This window comes from Pseudomonas sp. LH21, from assembly GCF_036549575.1.
Taxonomy (GTDB): Bacteria; Pseudomonadota; Gammaproteobacteria; order Pseudomonadales; family Pseudomonadaceae; genus Aquipseudomonas; species Aquipseudomonas peradeniyensis.
Genome location: NZ_CP144367.1, coordinates 2,942,397 through 2,962,399, shown reverse-complemented (window position 1 = coordinate 2,962,399; position 20,003 = coordinate 2,942,397). Strand labels below are relative to the sequence as shown.

At 65.1% G+C, this 20,003-nt stretch carries 15 protein-coding genes; 6 read left to right on the top strand and 9 right to left on the bottom strand.

Annotated features, from left to right (window positions below; translation table 11 throughout):
• The first annotated feature begins 332 nt into the window (after positions 1–332).
• Positions 333–1,631, top strand: a complete 1,299-nt coding sequence (locus tag VUG52_RS13470) for an NAD(P)/FAD-dependent oxidoreductase (RefSeq protein ID WP_050705572.1) — start codon at positions 333–335, stop codon at positions 1,629–1,631.
• Positions 1,632–1,661: 30 nt separating this feature from the next.
• Positions 1,662–2,027, top strand: a complete 366-nt coding sequence (locus VUG52_RS13465; protein WP_050705511.1) for a cupin domain-containing protein — start codon at positions 1,662–1,664, stop codon at positions 2,025–2,027.
• A 138-nt stretch (positions 2,028–2,165) separates the two neighbouring features.
• On the opposite strand, the gene feaR is transcribed toward VUG52_RS13465, so the two are convergent.
• The 8 genes from feaR to VUG52_RS13425 form a co-directional block, all read right to left on the bottom strand.
• Positions 2,166–3,131 carry a transcriptional regulator FeaR gene (gene feaR / locus VUG52_RS13460; protein WP_082337727.1) on the bottom strand — a complete coding sequence of 322 codons (966 nt, stop codon included), beginning with the start codon at positions 3,129–3,131 and terminating at the stop codon, positions 2,166–2,168.
• Positions 3,132–3,265: 134 nt separating this feature from the next.
• On the bottom strand, positions 3,266–4,750 hold the full coding sequence (locus tag VUG52_RS13455) for an efflux transporter outer membrane subunit (protein WP_050705932.1): 1,485 nt from the start codon (positions 4,748–4,750) through the stop codon (positions 3,266–3,268).
• Positions 4,747–7,857 (bottom strand): multidrug efflux RND transporter permease subunit, encoded by a 3,111-nt coding sequence (locus VUG52_RS13450; protein WP_050705933.1) that lies wholly within the window; start codon positions 7,855–7,857, stop codon positions 4,747–4,749. Before VUG52_RS13450 ends, VUG52_RS13455 begins: the two co-directional genes overlap by 4 nt.
• Positions 7,854–10,952, bottom strand: a complete 3,099-nt coding sequence (locus VUG52_RS13445) for an MdtB/MuxB family multidrug efflux RND transporter permease subunit (protein WP_050705934.1) — start codon at positions 10,950–10,952, stop codon at positions 7,854–7,856. The genes VUG52_RS13450 and VUG52_RS13445 overlap by 4 nt, the downstream gene beginning before the upstream one ends.
• A complete protein-coding gene (locus VUG52_RS13440) occupies positions 10,949–12,235 on the bottom strand; it encodes an MdtA/MuxA family multidrug efflux RND transporter periplasmic adaptor subunit (protein WP_050705935.1) in 1,287 nt (428 codons plus the stop codon). The genes VUG52_RS13445 and VUG52_RS13440 overlap by 4 nt, the downstream gene beginning before the upstream one ends.
• 289 nt (positions 12,236–12,524) lie before the next feature.
• The gene (gene tpx / locus VUG52_RS13435; RefSeq protein ID WP_050705936.1) at positions 12,525–13,025 is read right to left on the bottom strand and encodes a thiol peroxidase; all 501 of its coding nucleotides are present in this window, start codon (positions 13,023–13,025) and stop codon (positions 12,525–12,527) included.
• A gap of 164 nt (positions 13,026–13,189) precedes the next feature.
• On the bottom strand, positions 13,190–14,470 hold the full coding sequence (locus tag VUG52_RS13430) for a serine/threonine transporter (RefSeq protein WP_050705937.1): 1,281 nt from the start codon (positions 14,468–14,470) through the stop codon (positions 13,190–13,192).
• A 296-nt stretch (positions 14,471–14,766) separates the two neighbouring features.
• On the bottom strand, positions 14,767–15,963 hold the full coding sequence (locus tag VUG52_RS13425; RefSeq protein ID WP_050705938.1) for an amino acid aminotransferase: 1,197 nt from the start codon (positions 15,961–15,963) through the stop codon (positions 14,767–14,769).
• Positions 15,964–16,562: 599 nt separating this feature from the next.
• Between VUG52_RS13425 and VUG52_RS13420 the strand changes: the two genes are divergently transcribed.
• Together VUG52_RS13420 and VUG52_RS13415 are read left to right on the top strand one after the other, a co-directional pair.
• Positions 16,563–16,808: a hypothetical protein gene (locus VUG52_RS13420; protein WP_050705939.1), complete on the top strand. Its 246-nt coding sequence runs from the start codon at positions 16,563–16,565 to the stop codon at positions 16,806–16,808.
• Between the two features lie 11 nt (positions 16,809–16,819).
• Positions 16,820–17,068, top strand: a complete 249-nt coding sequence (locus VUG52_RS13415) for a hypothetical protein (protein ID WP_050705940.1) — start codon at positions 16,820–16,822, stop codon at positions 17,066–17,068.
• 36 nt (positions 17,069–17,104) lie between these two features.
• Here VUG52_RS13415 and VUG52_RS13410 read toward each other — a convergent pair whose 3' ends face one another.
• Complete coding sequence (locus tag VUG52_RS13410) at positions 17,105–18,130, bottom strand: Ldh family oxidoreductase (RefSeq protein WP_220690026.1); 1,026 nt, start codon at positions 18,128–18,130, stop codon at positions 17,105–17,107.
• Positions 18,131–18,273: 143 nt separating this feature from the next.
• Between VUG52_RS13410 and VUG52_RS13405 the strand changes: the two genes are divergently transcribed.
• Together VUG52_RS13405 and VUG52_RS13400 are read left to right on the top strand one after the other, a co-directional pair.
• A complete protein-coding gene (locus VUG52_RS13405; protein ID WP_050705677.1) occupies positions 18,274–19,146 on the top strand; it encodes a MurR/RpiR family transcriptional regulator in 873 nt (290 codons plus the stop codon).
• A 26-nt stretch (positions 19,147–19,172) separates the two neighbouring features.
• Positions 19,173–19,925 (top strand): transporter substrate-binding domain-containing protein, encoded by a 753-nt coding sequence (locus VUG52_RS13400; protein ID WP_050705676.1) that lies wholly within the window; start codon positions 19,173–19,175, stop codon positions 19,923–19,925.
• Positions 19,926–20,003 lie beyond the last annotated feature (78 nt).

Below are 20,003 nucleotides of genomic sequence, written 5' to 3'. Positions count from 1 at the left end.
GGGCTGCGCAGCAGCCCCGGGATTTCAGCGTTGTTGCAAAGATCGCCGGGGCCGCTTTGCGGCCCTTTCGCGGCACAAGGCCGCTCCTACAGGGAAAGCCGCCGCTGGTGGCGATTTACTTAACATATTCATGAGGCGCATGATCACCACACCTCCCGTGGAGGTCATGCTGCCGCCGCATGCCTTTCGAGATGGAATCCCTGGCAGCCTGAAGCAAAACCCTGGCAGCCCCGGGCAAGACACCTACCTGCCGTTAGGTGCTCAATGCCTGCAACCGCCAGCGCTTTGTGCAAGCCCTGCTGTCCAACAATTCCAACTGTCCAGGCTGCGCCATGATCAACATCGAAACGCCTACCTACTACACCGCCACCAAGAAGTACAACCTGAGCTTCCCCACCCTGGAAAGCGACATCGACGCCGATGTCGTGGTGATCGGCGGCGGCTTCTCGGGCATCAACACCGCCCTGGAACTGGCCGAGAAAGGCATCACCAATGTCGTCGTGCTCGAAGCCCGCTACCTGGGCTTCGGCGGCACCGGCCGCAATGGCGGGCAGATCATGGCCGGCATCGGCCACGACCTGGAGAAGATCAAGGGCAGCGTCGGCGAGAAAGGCCTGCGCGAAATCTTCGAGATCAGCGAACTGGGCGCCGGCATCATCAAGGAACGCATCGCCCGCTACCAGATCGACGCCGACTTCTGCCACGGCTACGGCTACATGGGTTTCAACGCCCGCCAGGAAAAGACCCTGCGCGCCTGGGAAAAGGACTTCAAGGCGATCAACGGCAAGGACGAGATTCGCTTCCTCGGCGGCTCGGAGGTCAAGCAGATCATCGGCTCCGACGCCTACAGCAGCGCCCTGCTGCACATGGGCGGCGGTCACGTGCATTCGCTGAACCTGCTGCTCGGCGAAGCCCAGGCCCTGGTCGGCCACGGCGCGCGGATCTTCGAGCACAGTCCGGCCCTGGAGGTGCACTACGGCGAGCGGATCACCGTGCGCACCGGGCGCGGCTCGGTCAAGGCCAGCAAACTGCTGTGGGCCTGTGACAGCTTCCTCAACAAACTCGAGCCCGAGCTGCATGCGCGCACCGTCAACACCTACGCCTTCCAGCTGATGACCGAACCGCTGTCAGACGAGCAGATCCTGCGCATCAGCCCGATCCGCGGTGCCTACAGCGACATCCGCCCGGTGATCGACTACTACCGCGTCACCCGCGAGAACCGCCTGCTGTTCGGCGCCGCCACCCCGTTCGTGGAGCACATCCCGAAGGACCTGAAGGCCTGGAACCGCAACCTGATGCTGAAGATCTTCCCCTACCTCAAGGACGTGCGCATCGACCTGGCCTGGGGCGGGCCGATGGCCACCAGCGCCAACCTGTTCCCGCAGATCGGCACCCTGAGCAACCGTCCCAACGCCTTCTACGTGCAGGGCTATTCGGGCTTCGGCGTCACCCCCAGCCACATCATTTGCAAGATCCTCGCCGAAGGCATGAGCGAAGGCTCCAGCCGCTATGACCTGATCAGCTCGGTCAAGCATGCGCGCATCCTCGGCAAGGACCATATCCGCCCGCTGCTGCTGACCGCCGGCAAGACCGTGCATCAGCTGTCGGGCTTCTTCAACGGCCGCCGTTGATTCCTTTTGAACAAGACCAGGAGAACCACCATGACCCTTACCGCCGTCCGCCAGGGTGTGCAACTGTCCGAACTCGACGCCTGGGGCACCGTTGCCGACCTGGGCTCGACCATCCTCGAAGGCGAGGTCAAGTGCTACGGCAAGATGACCCACGGCGCCCCCACCGACCCGGTCAGCAGCGCCTACTTCGGCACCACCCAGGGCAAGTTCCGCATGGTCTATCCGTTCAGCGAGCAGGCGGTGATCGTGACCGGCGAGATCCAGCTGACCGATGAATCCACCGGTCAGGTGACGCGCTACAAGGCAGGCGATGCCTGGTTCGTGACCAAGGGCACGCCAGTGCTGTGGGAGGTGCTGAGCGAGACCTTCGTCAAGCATTACCTGGCGATAGCCTGACAAAACGCCTCCGTGGGAGCGGGCTTGCCCCGCGATAGCGTGCGCCGGCACTTCCTCGCCAGGCAAGCGGACGCTATCGCGGGGCAAGTCGCATCGGCGCACCGCCGCTCCCACGCCTATGACTCTTCAGGCACGGAATCATCGCCCAGCCACCAGGGCCATTGCCCGGAAGTCCTTCGGCGACTGCTCAAAGTGCTTCTTGAATGCCCGACTGAAATGCGCCGAGTCGGTGAACCCCCACTTGTAGGCGATCGAGGTGATCGACTCGCGCTTGAGGAACGGGTTGGACAGGTCGTCCGCGCTGCGCTTGAGGCGTGAGCGCTGGATGTAACGGCAGACGCTATCGCCCTCCTCTTCGAACAGGCGGTACAGGTGGCGCACCGAGATACTCAGGCGCTCGGCCAGGTTGGCCGGAGTCAGGCCAGGCTGGCCCAGGGATTCGTCGATGACCTTCTGCACATAGCCGCGCAGGCTCGCGCCGCTGAGCCCGGCGAGTGACCCGGGACTGTCGTCGCCGCGCTCGAAGCCCGGTTCCAGCAAAGCAATGAACGCCGCCTGCAATGCCTCACCCTGGGTCTCTCCGGCCTCGTCGCCCTCGCGGCACAACTGGTCCATCAGCAGGTGCAGCATGCGCCCGCAGGCATTGGTCGAAGAAATCTTGCCGAAGGTCGCGCCCTGCCCGCTCACGTGCTTGCGCACCTGTTCACGGGACAGCGACAGCGAAACATGCTCGATCAAACCGAACGGGGTGATCTCACACGGCCCCACCGAATCCATCAGCAGCAGTTCGCCCGGCGACAGCTGGATGCTCACGCCATCCTGGGTGATCCGCGAGTGGCCCATGCGCTGGCTGACCAAAAAGCAATGCTGGTCGTCGTCGCGGTCGGGGTTGTCGCCAAGCCGGCGGATATTGCCGGCGTTGGTGCGCAGGTTGGCCAGGGCCAGCCCGGCACGGTTGAAGGTCGATATCTCGCCGATAAACAGCGAGCGGTTGAAGGCAAGCTCGGTCTGGAACCGGCCGCAGACCTTCTGCATGGCCGTGGTCCAGCGCTCCAGGCCGTCAAGGTCAGGCTTGCCGCTTAAGGGGGGGACGGGCTGGGGCATGACGACCTCCACACGCAGATTGTTGTTCTGATGCAATAGTTAACATGTTATCTATATACGCACAACAACGATCTTCGTCACAGGTCTTCAGGGGGCGGGTTTGACGGTCCAACCGATTACCCCGCCCCACTGGCTCACTCCGCCGGCAACTCCCGCTGCAAATCCCATCCGCCCCCAAGCGCCGCGATCAACTGCACACTCGTCACCAACCGCCCCTGCAGCAATGTCAGCACACTTCGTTCGCTGCTGAGCGCCGTGGTCTGCACGTTGACCACGTCCAGGTAGCCGATCAAGCCTGCCTTGTACTGGTTCTCGGTCAACCGCAACGATTCCCGCGCCGCGTCCAGCGCTTCCTGCCGCACCACTGCCTCGTCCCCGTACACCTTTAGCTGCACCAGATAGTTCTCGACCTCCTTGAACCCGTCGAGCACCGTCTGCCGATACTGCGCCACGGTCTGGTCGTACACCGCCACCGTCCGGTCAACCTCGGCGCTACGCTTGCCGGCGTCGAACAGCGTCAGCGCCAGTTGCGGCCCTACCGACCAGTAGCGGTTGGGCAACTCGATCCAGTTATTGAAACTGCTGCTGGAGTACCCTCCGTTCATGCTCAGCGACAGATCCGGGAAATACGCCGCCCGCGATACGCCGATGTTCGAGTTGGCCGCCATGACCTTGCGCTCGGCCGAAGCGATGTCGGGACGCCGCTCGAGCAACTGCGATGGCAGCGACAGCGGAACCTGCGGCAACGCCGGAATGTCGTTGCTCGCCGCCAGGGCAAAATCGGCTGGCGCCTTGCCCATCAGCACGGCGATGGCGTTCTCGTACTGCGCGCGCTGCCAGGCCAGGTCGATCAGGTCGGCCTGGGTGCTCTTGAGCTGGGTACGCGCCTGGGCCACGGCATCCGGCCCGGCAACCCCGGCGCGGTACTGGTTTTCGTTCATCTTCAACGACCGCTCATAGGTCGCGACCGTGGCTTCGAGCAGGCGCTTCTGCGCGTCGATCACCCGCAGTTGCAGGTAGTTCTGCACCAGCTCCGACTGCTGGCTCAGGCGGATGGCCGCCATGTCGGCCAGGCTGGCCTCGGCGCTGGATTCGTTGGCGTTCATGGTTTCACGCAACTTGCCCCACAGGTCGATCTCCCAGCTCACCCCGAGCTGCGCGTTGTAGGTGTCGCGGATGCCGCTGCTGTTGTTCGACAGGCTGGAGCTGGAACTGCCGGTGCCCTGGGCCGAACGGTTCTTGCTGGTGGTCAGGTTCAGCGAAGGGAACAGCGAGGCACGGCTGCTGCGCACCAGCGCCTGGGCCTGACGGTACTGCGCCTCGTACTGTGCCACGGTCTGGTTGCTGCGGTTGAGCTCCTCCACCAGGGCGTCGAGCTGCTTGTCGCCATAGATCTCCCACCACGCCCCGCGGGCGATGGCGTCGGACGGGTTGGCCTGGGTCCAGCCTTCGGCCTGCTTGAACTGCGCCGGGGTGCTGACCTCGGGGCGGTGGTAGTCCGGGCTCAGGGTACAGGCGCTGAGCATGGCCACGCACAACCCGGCGCTGACCAGACGCGAACCGCGTCCCTGGGTCAGCCGCTTGAGGGCACGGTGGATTCGGGTGTGGGCAAAGTTCATAGCGGGGTATCCAGGGCAGCGTCGGTGCGCACGCCGCGCCAGCGGTTGAACCGGTGGCGCAGGCGATCGAGGTACAGGTAGACCACGGGCGTGGTGTAGAGGGTGAGGATCTGGCTGAACACCAGGCCGCCGATGATGGTCAGGCCCAGCGGCTGGCGCATCTCCGCGCCCTCGGCGCGGCTGAGCAGCAGCGGCAGCGCGCCGAGGATCGCCGCCAGGGTGGTCATCAGGATCGGCCGCAGGCGCAGCAGGCAGGCGCGGCGGATCGACTCCTCCGGCGACAGGCCGTCGTGGCGCTCCAGCTGCAGCGCCAGGTCGATCATCAAGATGGCGTTCTTCTTCACCACGCCGATCAGCAGGAACAGACCCAGCAGCGAGATCAGGCTGAACTCGCCACCGGTCAGGTACAGCGCCAGCAAGGCGCCGACCCCGGCCGAAGGCAGCGTGGAGAGGATCGTCAGCGGGTGGATGTAGCTCTCGTAGAGGATGCCCAGCACCAGGTACACCAGCACCAGGGCGCCGAGGATCATCAGCGGTTGGCCTTCGGTGGTCTTGGTAAAGGCGTCGGCGTCGCCGCCGAGCTTGGCGATCACCGACTCTGGCAGGCCCAGTTTGGCTACCGCGCGCTCCAGCGCGGCCATGGCCTGGTCGGGGCTGTAGCCTTCGGCGACGTCGAACGAAATGTCCTCGGAGGCGAACTGCCCTTCGTGGCTGACGCGGTCGTTGGCCAGGCTGTTCTCGTAGCGGGCGAAGGTGGACAACGGCACCCGGGCGCCGTCGGCGGTAATCACCTGCACCTGCTCCAGGGTACTTGGGTCCCAGGCGTATTTCGGGTTGATCTCCAGCACCACCTGGTACTGGTTGAGGCTGTCGTAGATGGTCGAGATCTGCCGCTGGCTGTAGGCGTTGTTCAGCACCGCGGTGACCATGTCCATGTCGATACCCAGGCGCTTGGCCTGGTCACGGTCGACCACCAGGGTCACCTGCTGGGTGCCGGCGCCGTCGCGGGCGTCGATGGCGGTCAGCTCGGGCAGCTTGCGCAGCTCGGCGGCCACCTTCGGGAACCACTCGCGCAGGGCCGCCAGGTCGCCGCTCTGCAGGGTGTAGAGGTACTGCGAGGTGCTCTGGTCGCGGCCGCCGCCGCCCAGTTGCAGGTCCTGGTCGGCCATCAGGTACAGGCGCCCGCCGGGGATCTTCGGCAGGTCCTTGCGCAGGCGGTCGATCACCTTCTGTGCGTTCTCCTTGCGCTCGGCGATCGGCTTCAGGCGCACCAGCACGAAGGCGTTGTTGGTGCCGCTGTTGCCGCCGATGAAACCGGCGACGCTCTCCACCGCCGGGTCCTTGAGCAGGGCGCGGCGGTAGATCTCCATCTTCGGCTGCATCACGGTGAACGACAGGCCGTCATCGCCACGGATGAAGCCTTGCAACTGGCCGGTGTCCTGCTGCGGCATCAAGGTCTTGGGCACTACCACGTACAGGGCGATATTCAGCCCGATGGTGGCCAGCAGGCTGAGCAGGGTCAGGCGCTTGTGCCGCAGCGCCCAGCCCAGGCTCTTGTCGTAGCCGGCGACCATGCGCTGGTGGATGCGGTCGCTCCAGCGTTGCAGGCGGGTCTGCTGCTGCGGGCCGTGGACCTTGAGCCAGCGCGAGCAGAGCATCGGCGTCAGCGTCAACGACACCACCAGCGAGACGATGATCGCCGCCGCCAGGGTGATCGAGAACTCCTTGAACAGCCCACGGACGATACCGCCCATGAACAGGATCGAGACGAACACCGCCACCAGCGAGACGTTCATCGACAGCAGGGTGAAACCCACCTCCTGCGCGCCCTTGTAGGCGGCACGCATGGGGTTTTCGCCGTTCTCGATATGCCGCGAGATGTTCTCCAGCACCACGATGGCGTCGTCCACCACCAGGCCGGTGGCGAGGATCAGCGCCATCAGCGACAGGTTGTTCAGGGAGAACCCGCACAGGTACATGACCGCGAAGGTGCCCACCAGCGACACCGGCACCGCCAGGCTCGGGATCAGCGAGGCGCGCAGGTTGCCAAGGAACAGGTAGACCACCAGGATCACCAGCACCACGGCGATCAGCAGGGTGTGCTCGGCTTCCTTCAAGGTGGCCTTGATCACCGGCGAGCGGTCCATGGCCACGTTGAGCTTGACGCTGGCCGGCAGCAGCGACTGCAACGCCGGCAGCTCGGCCTTGATCTGCTCGACGGTCTGGATGATGTTGGCGTTGGTCTGGCGGTTGACCACCAGCAGCACCGCGCTCTCGTCGTTGAAGAAGCCGCTGTTGTAGCGGTTCTCCACGCCATCGCTGACCTTGGCCACGTCGGACAGGCGCAGGATCGCGCCGTTCTGCTGGCGGATCACCAGCGGCTTGTAGTCCTCGGCGGTTTCCAGCTGGTCGTTGGCCCGCACCTGCCAGTTGCGCTCATGGTCTTCGACGAAGCCCATGGGCCGGCGCTGGTTGGCGTTGGCCACGGCGTTACGCACGTCGTCCAGGGACAGGCCGTACTGGTTGAGCAACTGTGGTTCAAGCTCGATGCGCACCGCCGGCAGCGAGCTACCGCCGATCTGTACCTCCCCTACGCCGCTGACCTGCGCCAGGCTTTGGGACAGGATGGTGTCAGCCAGGTCGTAGAGCTTGCCCTTGGACAGCACGTCCGAGGTCAGCGACAGCACCATGATCGGCGCCTGGGACGGGTTGATCTTCTTGTAGGTGGGCATGCTGCGCATGCCGCTGGGCAGCAGGTTGCGGGTGGCGTTGATCGCCGCCTGCACCTCGCGCGCCGCGCCGTCGATGTCGCGGCCCAGCTCGAAGCCGATGATCACCCGGGTCGAGCCCTGGTTGGAACTGCTGGTCAGCGTGGTGACACCGGCGATGGCGCCGAGCTTGCGCTCCAGCGGCGTGGCCACGGTGGAGGCCATGACCTCCGGGCTGGCGCCGGGCAGGCTGGCCTGCACCACGATCACCGGGAAGTCCATCTGCGGCAGCGGCGACACCGGCAGCAGGCCGAAGCTCACCCCGCCCAGCAGCATGATCGCCAGGCTCAGCAGCATGGTGGCTACCGGCCGGCGGATGAAAGGTCCGGACAGGTTCATGCTTCGGCCTGCCGCGCATCGTCAGCCGGGCGCCAGCGGCGCGCCAGGCGGTCGAAGTACAGGTAGATGACCGGCGTGGTGAACAAGGTCAGCACCTGGCTCACCAGCAGGCCGCCGACCATCACCAGGCCCAGCGGCTGGCGCAACTCGGCGCCGGAACCGGTGGCGAGCATCAGCGGCACGGCGCCGAACAGCGCGGCCAGGGTGGTCATCAGGATCGGCCGGAAGCGCAGCAGCGCCGCCTGGTAGATCGCGTCGCGCGGGCTCATGCCCTGGTGGCGCTCGGCCTCCAGGGCGAAGTCGATCATCATGATCGCGTTCTTCTTGACGATGCCGATCAGCAGGATGATGCCGATGATGGCGATCATGCCCAGGTCGTTGCCGCTCAGCAGCAGCGCCAGCAAGGCCCCCACCGCCGCCGAGGGCAGCGTGGAGAGGATGGTCACCGGGTGGATGTAGCTCTCGTAGAGCACGCCCAGCACGATGTACATGGTCACCACCGCGGCCAGGATCAGCAACAGGGTGCTCGACAGCGAGGCCTGGAACGCCTCGGCGGCGCCCTGGAAGCGGGTCTGCACGCCGATCGGCATGCCGATGTCCTGCTGCACCTGCTCGATCACCTTGACCGCCTCGCCCAGGGACGCGCCGTGGGCCAGGTTGAACGACATCATCACCGCCGGGAACTGGCCGATGTGCGAGATCGCCAGCTGGGCCTGGCGCTGCTCGATGCGCGCCAGGGCCGACAGGCGCACCTGGCCGCCGTCGGTGGCCTTGACGTGGATCGACTCCAGGGCCTGCGGGCCGAGGCTGGCGGCAGTCTGCGACTGCAGCACCACGCGGTACTGGCTGGCCTGGGTGTAGATGGTCGAGATCTGCCGCTGGCCGAAGGCGTCATACAGCGCGTTGGTGATCTGCGCCACGGTGATCCCCAGGCGACTGGCCATGTCGCGGTCGATCACCAGGAATACCTGCAGGCCCTGGTCCTGCAGGTCGCTGGCCACGTCCTGCAGCTCGGGGCGGCCCTTGAGTGCCTGCACCAGCTTGCCGCTCCACTCGGCGAGCATGTCGGCATCCGGCGAGCTGAGGCTGAACTGGTACTGGGTGCGGCTGACCCGGTCCTCGATGCTCAGGTCCTGCACCGGCTGCATGAACAGGCGGATGCCGACCAGCTTGTCGAGTTGCGGCTGCAGGCGGTTGATCACCTCGGAGGCAGTGACGTCGCGCTCGCCGTGGGGCTTGAGGTTGATCAGCAGGCGGCCGCTGTTGAGGGTGGCGTTGTCGCCGTCCACGCCGATGTAGGAAGACAGGCTCTGCACCGCCGGGTCCTGCAGGATCACCTTGGCCAGGGATTGCTGGCGCTCGCTCATGGCGGCGAACGAGGTCGACTGCGGCGCCTCGGAGATACCCTGGATGACCCCGGTGTCCTGGGCCGGGAAGAAGCCCTTGGGCACCATCAGGTACAGCACCACGGTCAATGCCAGGGTGGCCACGGCCACCAGCAGGGTCAGCGGCTGGCGCTCGAGCACCCAGGTCAGGGTGGTGCCGTAGTGCTTGATCAGCCAGTCGATCCAGGCGCCGCTGGCGCGGTAGAAGCGACCCTGTTCCTCTTCCTTGGGTTCGCGCTTGAGCAGGCGCGCGCACATCATCGGCGTCAGGGTCAGCGACACCACCAGGGAAATCAGGATGGCCACCGCCAGGGTGATGGCGAACTCGCGGAACAGCCGCCCGACCACATCGGCCATGAACAGCAGCGGAATCAGCACGGCGATCAGCGAGAAGGTCAGCGAGATCAGGGTGAAACCGATCTGCTTGGCGCCCTTGAGCGCGGCCTGCATAGGTGTCTCGCCCTCCTCGATGTGCCGGGAGATGTTCTCCAGCATGACGATGGCATCGTCCACCACGAAACCGGTGGCGATGGTCAGGGCCATCAAGGTGAGGTTGTTGACCGAGAAGCCGGCCAGGTACATCACCCCGAAGGTGCCGATCAGCGACAGCGGCACGGCGATGGAGGGAATGATGGTGGCGCTGAAGCGGCGCAGGAAGACGAAGGTAACCATCACCACCAGGGCGATGGCGAACAGCAGCTCGTGCTGCACGTCGCGCACGGCGGCGCGGATAGTCTGGGTGCGGTCGGTGAGCACGCTGACATCCAGGCCCGCCGGCAGGTTGTCGGTGATCGACGGCAGCAGTTCCTTGATCCGGTCGACCACCTCGATGACGTTGGCGCCGGGCTGGCGCTGGATATTTAGCAGCACAGCCTCGTTCTGGTTGGCCCAGGCGGCCAGGCGTTCGTTTTCGGCGCCGTCGACGATCTCGGCGACATCCTTCAGGCGCAGCGGCGCACCGTTGCTGTACTTGAGGATGAGGTTGGCATATTCCTCGGGCGAGCGCAGCTGGTCATTGGCATCGAGCATCGACACCCGGGTCGGGCCGTCGAAGTTGCCCTTGGGCTGGTTGACGTTGGAGGCGCCGATCAGGGTACGCACGTCGTCCAGGTTGAGGCCGTTGGCGGCCAGGGCGTCGACGTTGACCTTGATCCGCACGGCCTGGCGCTGGCCACCGGCGATGCTGACCATGCCGACGCCGCTGATCTGGGCGATCTTCTGCGCCACGCGGGTATCGACCAGGTCGTTGAGCTTGGGCAGCGGCATGGTCTTCGAGGAAATCGCCAGGGTCAGCACCGGGGTGTCGGCCGGGTTGACCTTGTTGTACACCGGCGGCGCCGGCAGGTCGCTGGGCAGCAGGTTGCTGGCGGCGTTGATCGCGGCCTGCACCTGCTGCTCGGCGACATCCATGTTCATGTCGAGGTTGAAGCGCAGGGTCAGCACCGAGGCGCCGCCGGAGCTGGTCGAGGCCATCTGCTCCAGGCCCGGCATCTGCCCGAACTGGCGTTCCAGCGGTGCGGTGACGGCGCTGGTCATCACCTGCGGGCTGGCGCCGGGGTACAGGGTCATGACGCGGATGGTCGGGTAGTCGACCTGGGGCAAGGCCGCCACCGGCAGCAGCTTGTAGGCGATCAGGCCGGCCAGGACGATGGCCAGCATGCTCAGCGTGGTGGCGACCGGCCGCAGGATGAACAGGCGCGAGAGGTTCATGCGCCCGCCTTGGTGCCTGGTTCAGCGGTCTGGGCCGAGTCCTTGGCGCCCTGCCCCTGCAGGTGCTGGCCGGGGGTGGTGGGGACCTGGGAGCTGTCCTCGACCACATCGACCTTGGTGCCTTCGCGCAGGCGGTCGGTGCCTTCCAGCACCAGACGCTCGCCGGCGGCCAGGCCCTCGACGATCACCGTGTTCTCGCCATCGCTGGCGCCGACCTTGAGCTTGCGCACGTTGATGGTGTTCTCGGCGTTGACCACATAGGCGAAGGTGCCGTCGTTGCCGAACTGGATCGCCGCGGCCGGTGCCAGCACCACCTGCTTGAGGGTGTCGGCCAGCAGGCGCACGTTGACGAACTGGTTGGGGAACAGCGCGTGGTCGCTGTTCTGGAAGGTGCCCTTGAACTTCAGGGTGCCGGTGGCGACGTCGATCTGGTTGTCGAGGCTGCCCAGCACGCCGGTGGACTGCAGCTTCTGATCGCCCCGGTCCCAGGCCTCGACCGGCAGGCTGGCGCCGCTGCGGTAGCGGGCCAGCACGGTGTCGAGCTGGGTTTCCGGCAGAGTGAAGGCAACGCTGATCGGCTGGGTCTGGGTGATGACCACCAGCGCCGTGGTGTCGTTGGCCGCCACCAGGTTGCCCAGGTCCAGCTGGCGCAGGCCCACGCGGCCGCTGATCGGTGCGCGGATCTGGGTGAATTCGAGGTTCAGGCGGGCGTCGTTGACCTGGGCCTGGTTGGTCTTGACCAGCCCCTGGAACTGACCGACCTGGGCTTCGGCGGTGTCGAGGGTCTGCTTGGCGATGCTGTCCTCGGCGTACAGGCCTTTGTAACGGGCCAGGTCGACCTGGGCGTTCTTCAGTTGCGCCTGGTTCTGCGCCAGGGTGCCTTCGGCCTGCTGCAGGGCGATGCGATAGGAACGTGGGTCGATCTCGGCGAGCAGATCGCCGGCCTTGACCTGCTGGCCTTCCTTGAAGTGGACCTTGACCAGCTCGCCGGCGACCCGGCTGCGCACGTTGACCGTGTTGGTCGCGGTCACGGTGCCGAGGGCCTTGTAATAAAGCGGGAAGTCTCCGACCCGCACCGGCTCGACCCGCACCGGGACCGCCTCGGTGGAGGCACCGAAGCCCGGCCGCCCGCCCATGCCCAGGCCCTTGCCCGGACGGTGCCCGCCGCCTTCCTTATGGACGGTCGCCGCGGGCCACAGCCACCAGGCCAGCAGGGCCACCAGCAGCAGGATCAGCAGGCCGAACAGCCAGCGACGAGGGGAACGGGAATTGGAGGCTTGCATGGGTCGAACGAACCTTGTTCAGAGAAAGACGGCGTGGAGAGCGTGAACGATAAGCACTGGCTTCGCTTTAGCAAAGTGGCTTTACCAGTGCTTTACCTTCGGCTGACGTTGGCAAAGGGGTGAACTTTAAATGAAAACGGCCTGGAACAGGGTCCAGGCCGTTACAGGGTGTAACCCCTGGGGGTGCTTCGCCCCCTTTCGCGGCACAAGGCCGCTCCTACAGCAGTCAGCGCTTTCTGTAGGAGCGGCCTTGTGCCGCGAAAGGGCCGCAAGGCGGCCCCAGCATCACTTACTTCAGGACAGCCAGCGCCGCCTCGTAGTTCGGCTCGTCAGCGATTTCGCCCACCAGCTCGCTGTGCAGCACCTTGTCGTTTTCGTCCAGCACCACCACGGCGCGGGCGGCCAGGCCGGCCAGCGGGCCGTCGGCGATGGCCACGCCGTAGTTTTCCAGGAACTCGCGGCCACGCAGGGTCGACAGGTTCTTCACGTTCTCCAGGCCTTCGGCGCCGCAGAAGCGCGCCTGGGCGAAAGGCAGGTCGGCGGAGATGCACAGCACCACGGTGTTGGCCACGTCATTGGCCTGGGCGTTGAACTTGCGCACCGAGGTGGCGCAGGTCGGGGTGTCGACGCTCGGGAAGATGTTCAGCACCTTGCGCTTGCCGGCGAAGTCCTTCAGCGAGGTGTCGGCCAAGTTGCCGGCGACCAGGGAGAAGGCAGGCGCCTGAGCACCAGCCTGTGGCAGGTTGCCTTTGACCTGAACCGGGTTGCCTTTGAGAGTCACTTGAGCCATGGCAAAAATCCTTATACGGGGTTGGAAAAGGCTTCAGAGTTAACCACGAAGGGACGCAAGTGCCTATGGGCAAAGATGAAATTGTCCTACGTTCGGGCAATTCCTGTAGACAAACGCCCGGGTGACTGGCGTCGACCCGGGCGTTTTTCCTACATAACGGGGGCTCAGGCCAGCAGGCCGTACACCACCGAGGTCAGGGCCACCAGGCCGACGACCACCACGAACAGGTTGGACAGCGCGCCGCTGTACTTGCGCATCGATGGCACGCGACGGATGGCGTACATCGGCATCAGGAACAGCAGCACGGCGATGATCGGGCCGCCGAGGGATTCGATCATGCCGAGGATGCTCGGGTTGAGGGTGGCGACGATCCAGCACACCACCAGCATCAGCGCGGCGACGATGCGGTCCAGGGCCTTGGCGCCCGGGCGCATGCCGGACTTGACGATCATGCCCTTGAGGCCCTCGCTGGCACCGATGTAGTGGCCCAGGAACGACTTGGCAATGGCGATGAAGGCGATCAGGGGCGCGGCGAAGGCGATGGCCGGCTGCTCGAAGTGGTTGGCCAGGTACGACAGGATCGACAGATTCTGCGCCTTGGCCTCGGCCAGCTGGGCGCTGCTCAGGGTCAGCACGCAACTGAACACGAAGAACAGCACCATCAGCACCATCAGCAGGTGCGCGCGACGCAGGATCTGGCCGCTGCGCTCATCGGCGTGCTCGCCGTAGCGGCGCTTCTGGTCGACGGCGAAGGCCGAGATGATCGGCGAATGGTTGAACGAGAACACCATCACCGGGATCGCCAGCCACACGGTGTGCAGGAAGGCCGAGCCGGACGGCACCTGGGTGGCGGTGTCGAGGATGCCGCCGGTCCAGTGCGGCACCAGGTACAGGGCCAGCAGCGCCAGGGCGACGATGAACGGGTAGACCAGCAGGCTCATGACCTTGACCGTGGCCTGCTCGCCGCAGCGCACGATGGCCAAGAGGCCAAGGATCAGCACGAACGACAGAATCGCCCGCGGTGGCGGCGCGATGTGCAGCTGGTGCTCCATGAAGCTGCTGACGGTGTTGGTCAGCGCCACGCTGTAGATCAGCAGGATCGGGAAGATGGCGAAGAAGTACAGGACGGTGATCAGCGCGCCGGCGGTGATGCCGAAATGCTCTTCGACCACTTCGGTGATGTCGCCGCCCTTGCTGCCGGAGAGCACGAAGCGGGTCAGCCCGCGGTGGGCGAAGTAAGTCATGGGGAAGGCCAGCAAGGCCAGGACCAGCAGCGGCCAGAAACCGCCAAGGCCGGCGTTGATGGGCAGGAACAGGGTTCCGGCGCCGATGGCCGTGCCGAACAGGCCCAGCATCCAGGTGGTGTCTTGACGCGACCAGCTGCCGAGGGTGGCGGGGGTCGATTCTACAAAGCGTTGTTCAACGCTTGGGGCCTGCTCATTCATTCCGGGTGACGCTCCACTCGCAAGACTGCAACAGGCTGAGAATGGCGAAATAGACGATTCGCCCAACTCAACCGGGGAAGAGGGGCGCGATTGTGCATGTAAAGGTTGCACTTGGGGAAGCCCCGCCCGAGGGACGGTTGCACTTGTCTTTACAAGCAGGTTGTGCTGGAGGGGGCTGCTTTGCAACCCTTTCGCGGCACAAGGCCGCTCCTACAGAGAAACGCAAGTCCCTGTAGGAGCGGCCTTGCCGGGGCGCCGGACCGGCCGGAAAGGGCCGCAGAGCGGCCCCAGGCCGGTTACCGCTGAACGGCGGCAAACGCCTCGGCCACCTGGCGCAGGTTGGCCGGACGCAGCCCGGACATGCACACCCGGCCGCTGTCGATCAGGTACACGCCGAACTCGTCACGCAGCCGACGCACCTGCTCCACGCTGAAGCCGGTGTAGCTGAACATGCCGCGCTGGCGCAGGAAGAACTGGAAGTCCTGGCCCGGCAGCAGCTCGCCGAGCAGGTCGACCAGGCCCTGGCGCATGTCGAGGATACGCTTGCGCATCACCTCCACTTCCGCCGCCCACTGGGCGTTGAGCGCGGCGTCGCCGAGCACGCAGGCCACCAGCTGGGCGCCGAACGCGGGCGGGCTGGAGTAGTTGCGGCGCACGGTGGCCTTGAGCTGGCCGAGCACGCTGGAGGCGGTGGCGGCATCGTCGCAGACCACCGACAGGCCCCCTACCCGCTCGCCGTACAGCGAGAAGATTTTCGAGAACGAGTTGCTGACCAGGCATGGCACGCCGGCACGGGCCATCTCGCGAATGGCGTAGGCGTCTTCCACCAGGCCTTCACCGAAGCCCTGGTAGGCGATATCGAGGAACGGAATCAGCTGGCGCGCCTTGACCACCTCGACCACCTGCTGCCACTGGTTCTGCTCCAGGTCGACGCCGGTGGGGTTGTGGCAGCACGGGTGCAGCAGGACGATGCTGTTGGCCGGCAGGGTCTGCAGGGTCGCCAGCATGCCGGCGAAATCGACGCCACGGCTGGCGGTGTCGAAGTACGGGTAACTGTGCACCTTGAAGCCCGCGCCTTCGAAGATTGCCCGGTGATTGTCCCAGGTGGGGTTGCTCACCCACACCTCGGAGCCCGGGAAGTAGCGCTTGAGGAAGTCGGCGCCGACTTTCAGCGCGCCGGAGCCGCCGACGGTCTGCACGGTGGCCACGCGGCCATCGGCCACAGCCGGGTGATCTGCGCCGAACAGCAGCGCCTGGATCGCCTGGCGGTAGGCGGCCAGGCCTTCCATCGGCAGGTACAGCGAGGCTTCATGGGGCTGGCCGGCCAGGCGCTTCTCCACCTCGCCCACCGCCGCCAGCTGCGGCACCACGCCAGCTTCGTCGTAGTACAGGCCGATACTCAGGTTGACCTTGTCGGCGCGCGGGTCGGCCTTGAAGGTTTCCATCAACGAGAGGATCGGGTCGCCGGCATAGGCATCGACATGTTTGAACACAGCGTGCAGCTCCTTGGAAATCAGGACAGTTCAGGGAAGGCTCCAGCGAGGATACCCGCAGTGAGGCGTCAGGAACATCACCGATGTGCAAGGAGTCGATGCAGGGGCGCAAGAGCGGGGGTCACGACGCAAAGACATTTCCCACATCAATTACGGAAACGGATGAATAGGCGCTCGATGTAACTGCCTGTCATTGTCCCTGTTGATTCTCTAGTACGACTGGAGAGTAGCAGCGATCTTGAGATCGAGCGCCGCCCGCGCGGCGCATCGCGGGACAAGCCCGCCCCCACATTTGTTGCAACGTGCCAACCCTGCCAGGCCATGGTTGTCCGCCTTGGTGCATGTCTTGAGTCATGTGGAGCGGCGGTAGCGACCACGCAAAAACCGCGTCGTACAAACAAGGCGGACCAGGTAATGGCACAGGATTGACTGGCCCGAAACAGATGTGGGAGCGGGCTTGTCCGCGATGCGCCGCGCGGGCGGCGCTCGATCTCGAGAGCGGTGCAAGACCATCGCCAAACACTTGGCCGCCATCACGCGATCAATTGCCTTCTCGCCAAAGGCCTGTGAAGGGCGCGTCCAAAGACAAGGACCATACGATGCCTTACATCTACCTGGCTGTATGTACTGCACTGACAGGCTGGTTCCTCGACTGGATCTGCAAGCCGATTCTGGTGCGCAGATGGCTCTACCTGGTTTTCCAGATCACAGGCATCACCGCTTGCACCCAACTCGGTGCCCAGGAGGTTCTTTACTGGGATGGAGGGGCATGGGGCCTGTTCTTTTCACTCGCCGGATTTCCTCTGCTGTTCGAACGCTCGAGTTGGTATGAGCGAAACCGATAGAGGAGGCATTCATGACCATGCTTTACCTGCTGATCTATCTGCCGGTCGCAGTCCTTCTGTTCGACTGGCTTTGCAGGTCAGTACTGCTTCGCAGAATCCTGTACATCGTCTTCATGGTGGCGGGCATCAGCACTTGTTCACAGCTGGGGCAACGCGAGTTCATGAATCTCGATGGTGGGCAATGGGCTCTATTCTTCGTCGTGCTCGGCACGACCCTGCTGTTTGACCGCTCGCACTTTTTTGATCGTGATCGGGATTGAGGACCTGCGCCCCATCCCGATCCAGATGAGGCCAATTCAGCCCGCCAACCCCCGCAACTCCCCCCACTCCCGCTCACTCAACGCCACCCCTTCTCGCCCAGCCACTTCACGCTCGCGATAACGCCGCTCGCCCGGCATCCGTGTCAACCCGGCTGCCTGCATCTGTTCCACCAGTTCACGGCTGCGCAGCGCAAAGCGCTCGCCCTCGGCCTTGCTCGGGTCGATCACGATGATCAACTGCCCGGTCCAGGGGGTCTTGGCTCCCGGATGCCCGGACCAGTCGAACTCCCAGGAGAAATTGCCGCCCGTCAGCGCCGCCGCCAGCAGTTCGACCATCATCGACAGCGCCGAGCCCTTGTGCCCGCCGAACGGCAGCAAGGCGCCGCCCTCGAGAATCGCCTTGGGGTCGCTGGTCGGCCGGCCCTCGGCATCCACGCCCATGCCCGGCGGCAGTTGCTCGCCCGCCCGCGCGGCGATCTGCACATCGCCATGGGCCATGGCACTGGTGGCCATGTCGAAGACGATCGGATCATGCCCGGCGCAAGGCGCGGCAAAAGCAATGGGGTTGGTGCCGAACAGCGGCTTGCGCGCACCGTGTGGCACCACGCAGGTCATGCTGTTGACCACGCTCAGGGCGACCAGGCCCTCGTCGGCGAACGGTTCGACATCCGGCCACAGCGCGGCGAAATGGTGCGAGTTGTGGATCGCCAGCACCGCGATGCCGGCCCTGCGCGCCTTCTCCACCAGCAGCGGGCGGGCTGCGGCCAATGCCGGCTGGGCAAAGCCGCCCTTGGCATCGACTCGCACATAGGCCGGCGCAAGATCACTCACCTGTGGCTCGGCGCGACCATCGACCCAACCACTGGCCAGGGTCGAGACATAACCGGGAATACGGAACACCCCATGGCTGTGGGCACCGTCGCGCTGGGCACTGGCGCAATTGTGGGCGAGCACGGCGGCCACCGCCGCGCTGCAGCCATGACGCTCGAAGATCGACTGCAGCAACGCCTGCAGTTCGTTAAAAGGCACGCGCACGACAGGGCCGGTGGAAGGTGAAGACATCTGGAGCTCCTTTCTTGGAATTGGATTCGCTACAGCGCAACTGCACAGACTTTCCCGCCAATGACAGCTATCTGTCAAATATTGACTTGATGACAGAAAACAGCCATTTTGGCTTCCACGCCAGAAATCAACCGGAACCGACCATGAGCCGATCGATCAAGCAACGCCTGGAAAGCAGCCTGCACACCGCAGCCGCCTCGGGCCGCCAGATCGCCAGCTACATGCTCGCCAACCTCCACGAACTGCCGTTCCAGACCTCGGCCAGCATCGCCGCCAAGCTGGGCGTCAGTGAATCCAGCGTCGGCCGCTTCTGTCGCTCGCTGGGCTACGCGCACCTCAAGGCGCTCAAGCAGGACCTGCAGAACGACCTGGGCGACGGTCCCTGGCTGGTGGGCGACCGCCTGCAGGAGTTCCGCCAGCAACCCGAGGATGACCAGCGCTCGGGCAGCCTGGAGCTGGAAATGGCCGCGCTGGTACGCGTGCACGAATACAGCCGCGGCGAAGCCTGGCAGCAGGTGGCCCGGCGCCTGGCGGAAAAACCGCGGGTGTTCGTCGCCGGCTTTCAGACCGAACGTGGCGTGGCCATGTGCATGAGCCACCTGCTGCAATACCTGCGCGACGGCGTGCAACTGGTCGACGGCAGCGCCGGGCACTTCGCCGAGGTGCTGCTGGGGCGCCCCCAGGACTGCGCGCTGGTGGTGTTCGAAGCGCGCCGCTATTCCCGTCATGCCCTGCAGCTGTGCCACAAGGCCCGCGTGCTGGGCATCCCGGTGACCCTGGTCACCGACACCTTCTGTGACTGGGCCGATGCCAACGCCGACGAGGTGTTCCGCATCCCCACCGAATTCAACCTGTTCTGGGAATCCACCGCGACCATGCTGTCGTGGGTGCACCTGATGGTCAACGAGGTCTGCAAGAAGCTCGGACCGGATGTTGAAAGACGCTTGGAAGCAACTGCCGCTCTACATAACGAGTTCGTCGGCTACACCTCGTGGCCGGCGGGCAAACAACAATAGCAAGAGTGCAACTACCGAGGTGCGAGATGAAAGGAACCATGGCTGTGGTGGGTGCGTGCGCCCTGCTGCTGGCGGCCGGCGCCAGTGCCGAGACTCTGCGTTTTGCCACTGAAGGCGCTTACCCGCCGTTCAACTACGTCGATGCGAACAACCAGCTGCACGGCTTCGACATCGACATCACCCATGCCCTGTGCGAGCAGATGAAAGTCGAGTGCACCCTGGTGGCCCAGGACTGGGAAGGCATCATCCCGGCGCTGATGGCGCGCAAGTACGACGCGGTGGTGGCCTCGATGATCGACACCGAGGAGCGGCGCCGCAAGATCGCCTTCACCGACCGCTACTACCGCACCCCGCTGACCGTGGCAGTCGCCAAGGACAGCACGATCAGCGACGCACAGACCGATTTCAAGGGCTACACGGTCGGTGCCCAGTCCGCCTCGACCCAGGCGATCTACGCCGAGGACGTGTATGGCAAGGCCGGCGCGGACGTGAAGCTGTACCCGACCCTGGACGAGGCCAATGCCGACCTTGCCGCCGGGCGCCTGGACGGGGTGATCGCCGACAAGTTCCCGCTGCACGAATGGCTGAACAAGAATGGCAAGGACTGCTGCAAGATCCTCGGCGACGTCGACGGTACCAAGGCCGACGCGGCGATTGCCGTGCGCAAGGATGACGAGGTCCTGCGCACGCGGTTGAACGAGGCCCTGGCGGCAATCGTGGCCAATGGCACGTACCAGAAGATCGCGAGCAAGTACTTCGCCTTCGATATCTACCAGTAATCTCGTGGGAGCGGGCTTGCCCCGCGATGGTGTCCTTCGTCAATCAGGTGCTATCGCGGGGCAAGCCCGCTCCCACGG

What these genes read in the sequence shown, in the direction of transcription:
- VUG52_RS13470 (WP_050705572.1), top strand. Translation starts at nt 333, where the DNA reads ATGATCAACATCGAAACGCCTACCTACTACACCGCCACCAAGAAGTAC.
- VUG52_RS13465 (WP_050705511.1), top strand. Translation starts at nt 1,662, where the DNA reads ATGACCCTTACCGCCGTCCGCCAGGGTGTGCAACTGTCCGAACTCGAC.
- feaR (WP_082337727.1), bottom strand. Translation starts at nt 3,131, where the DNA reads ATGCCCCAGCCCGTCCCCCCCTTAAGCGGCAAGCCTGACCTTGACGGC.
- VUG52_RS13455 (WP_050705932.1), bottom strand. Translation starts at nt 4,750, where the DNA reads ATGAACTTTGCCCACACCCGAATCCACCGTGCCCTCAAGCGGCTGACC.
- VUG52_RS13450 (WP_050705933.1), bottom strand. Translation starts at nt 7,857, where the DNA reads ATGAACCTGTCCGGACCTTTCATCCGCCGGCCGGTAGCCACCATGCTG.
- VUG52_RS13445 (WP_050705934.1), bottom strand. Translation starts at nt 10,952, where the DNA reads ATGAACCTCTCGCGCCTGTTCATCCTGCGGCCGGTCGCCACCACGCTG.
- VUG52_RS13440 (WP_050705935.1), bottom strand. Translation starts at nt 12,235, where the DNA reads ATGCAAGCCTCCAATTCCCGTTCCCCTCGTCGCTGGCTGTTCGGCCTG.
- tpx (WP_050705936.1), bottom strand. Translation starts at nt 13,025, where the DNA reads ATGGCTCAAGTGACTCTCAAAGGCAACCCGGTTCAGGTCAAAGGCAAC.
- VUG52_RS13430 (WP_050705937.1), bottom strand. Translation starts at nt 14,470, where the DNA reads ATGAATGAGCAGGCCCCAAGCGTTGAACAACGCTTTGTAGAATCGACC.
- VUG52_RS13420 (WP_050705939.1), top strand. Translation starts at nt 16,563, where the DNA reads ATGCCTTACATCTACCTGGCTGTATGTACTGCACTGACAGGCTGGTTC.
- VUG52_RS13415 (WP_050705940.1), top strand. Translation starts at nt 16,820, where the DNA reads ATGACCATGCTTTACCTGCTGATCTATCTGCCGGTCGCAGTCCTTCTG.
- VUG52_RS13410 (WP_220690026.1), bottom strand. Translation starts at nt 18,130, where the DNA reads ATGTCTTCACCTTCCACCGGCCCTGTCGTGCGCGTGCCTTTTAACGAA.
- VUG52_RS13405 (WP_050705677.1), top strand. Translation starts at nt 18,274, where the DNA reads ATGAGCCGATCGATCAAGCAACGCCTGGAAAGCAGCCTGCACACCGCA.
- VUG52_RS13400 (WP_050705676.1), top strand. Translation starts at nt 19,173, where the DNA reads ATGAAAGGAACCATGGCTGTGGTGGGTGCGTGCGCCCTGCTGCTGGCG.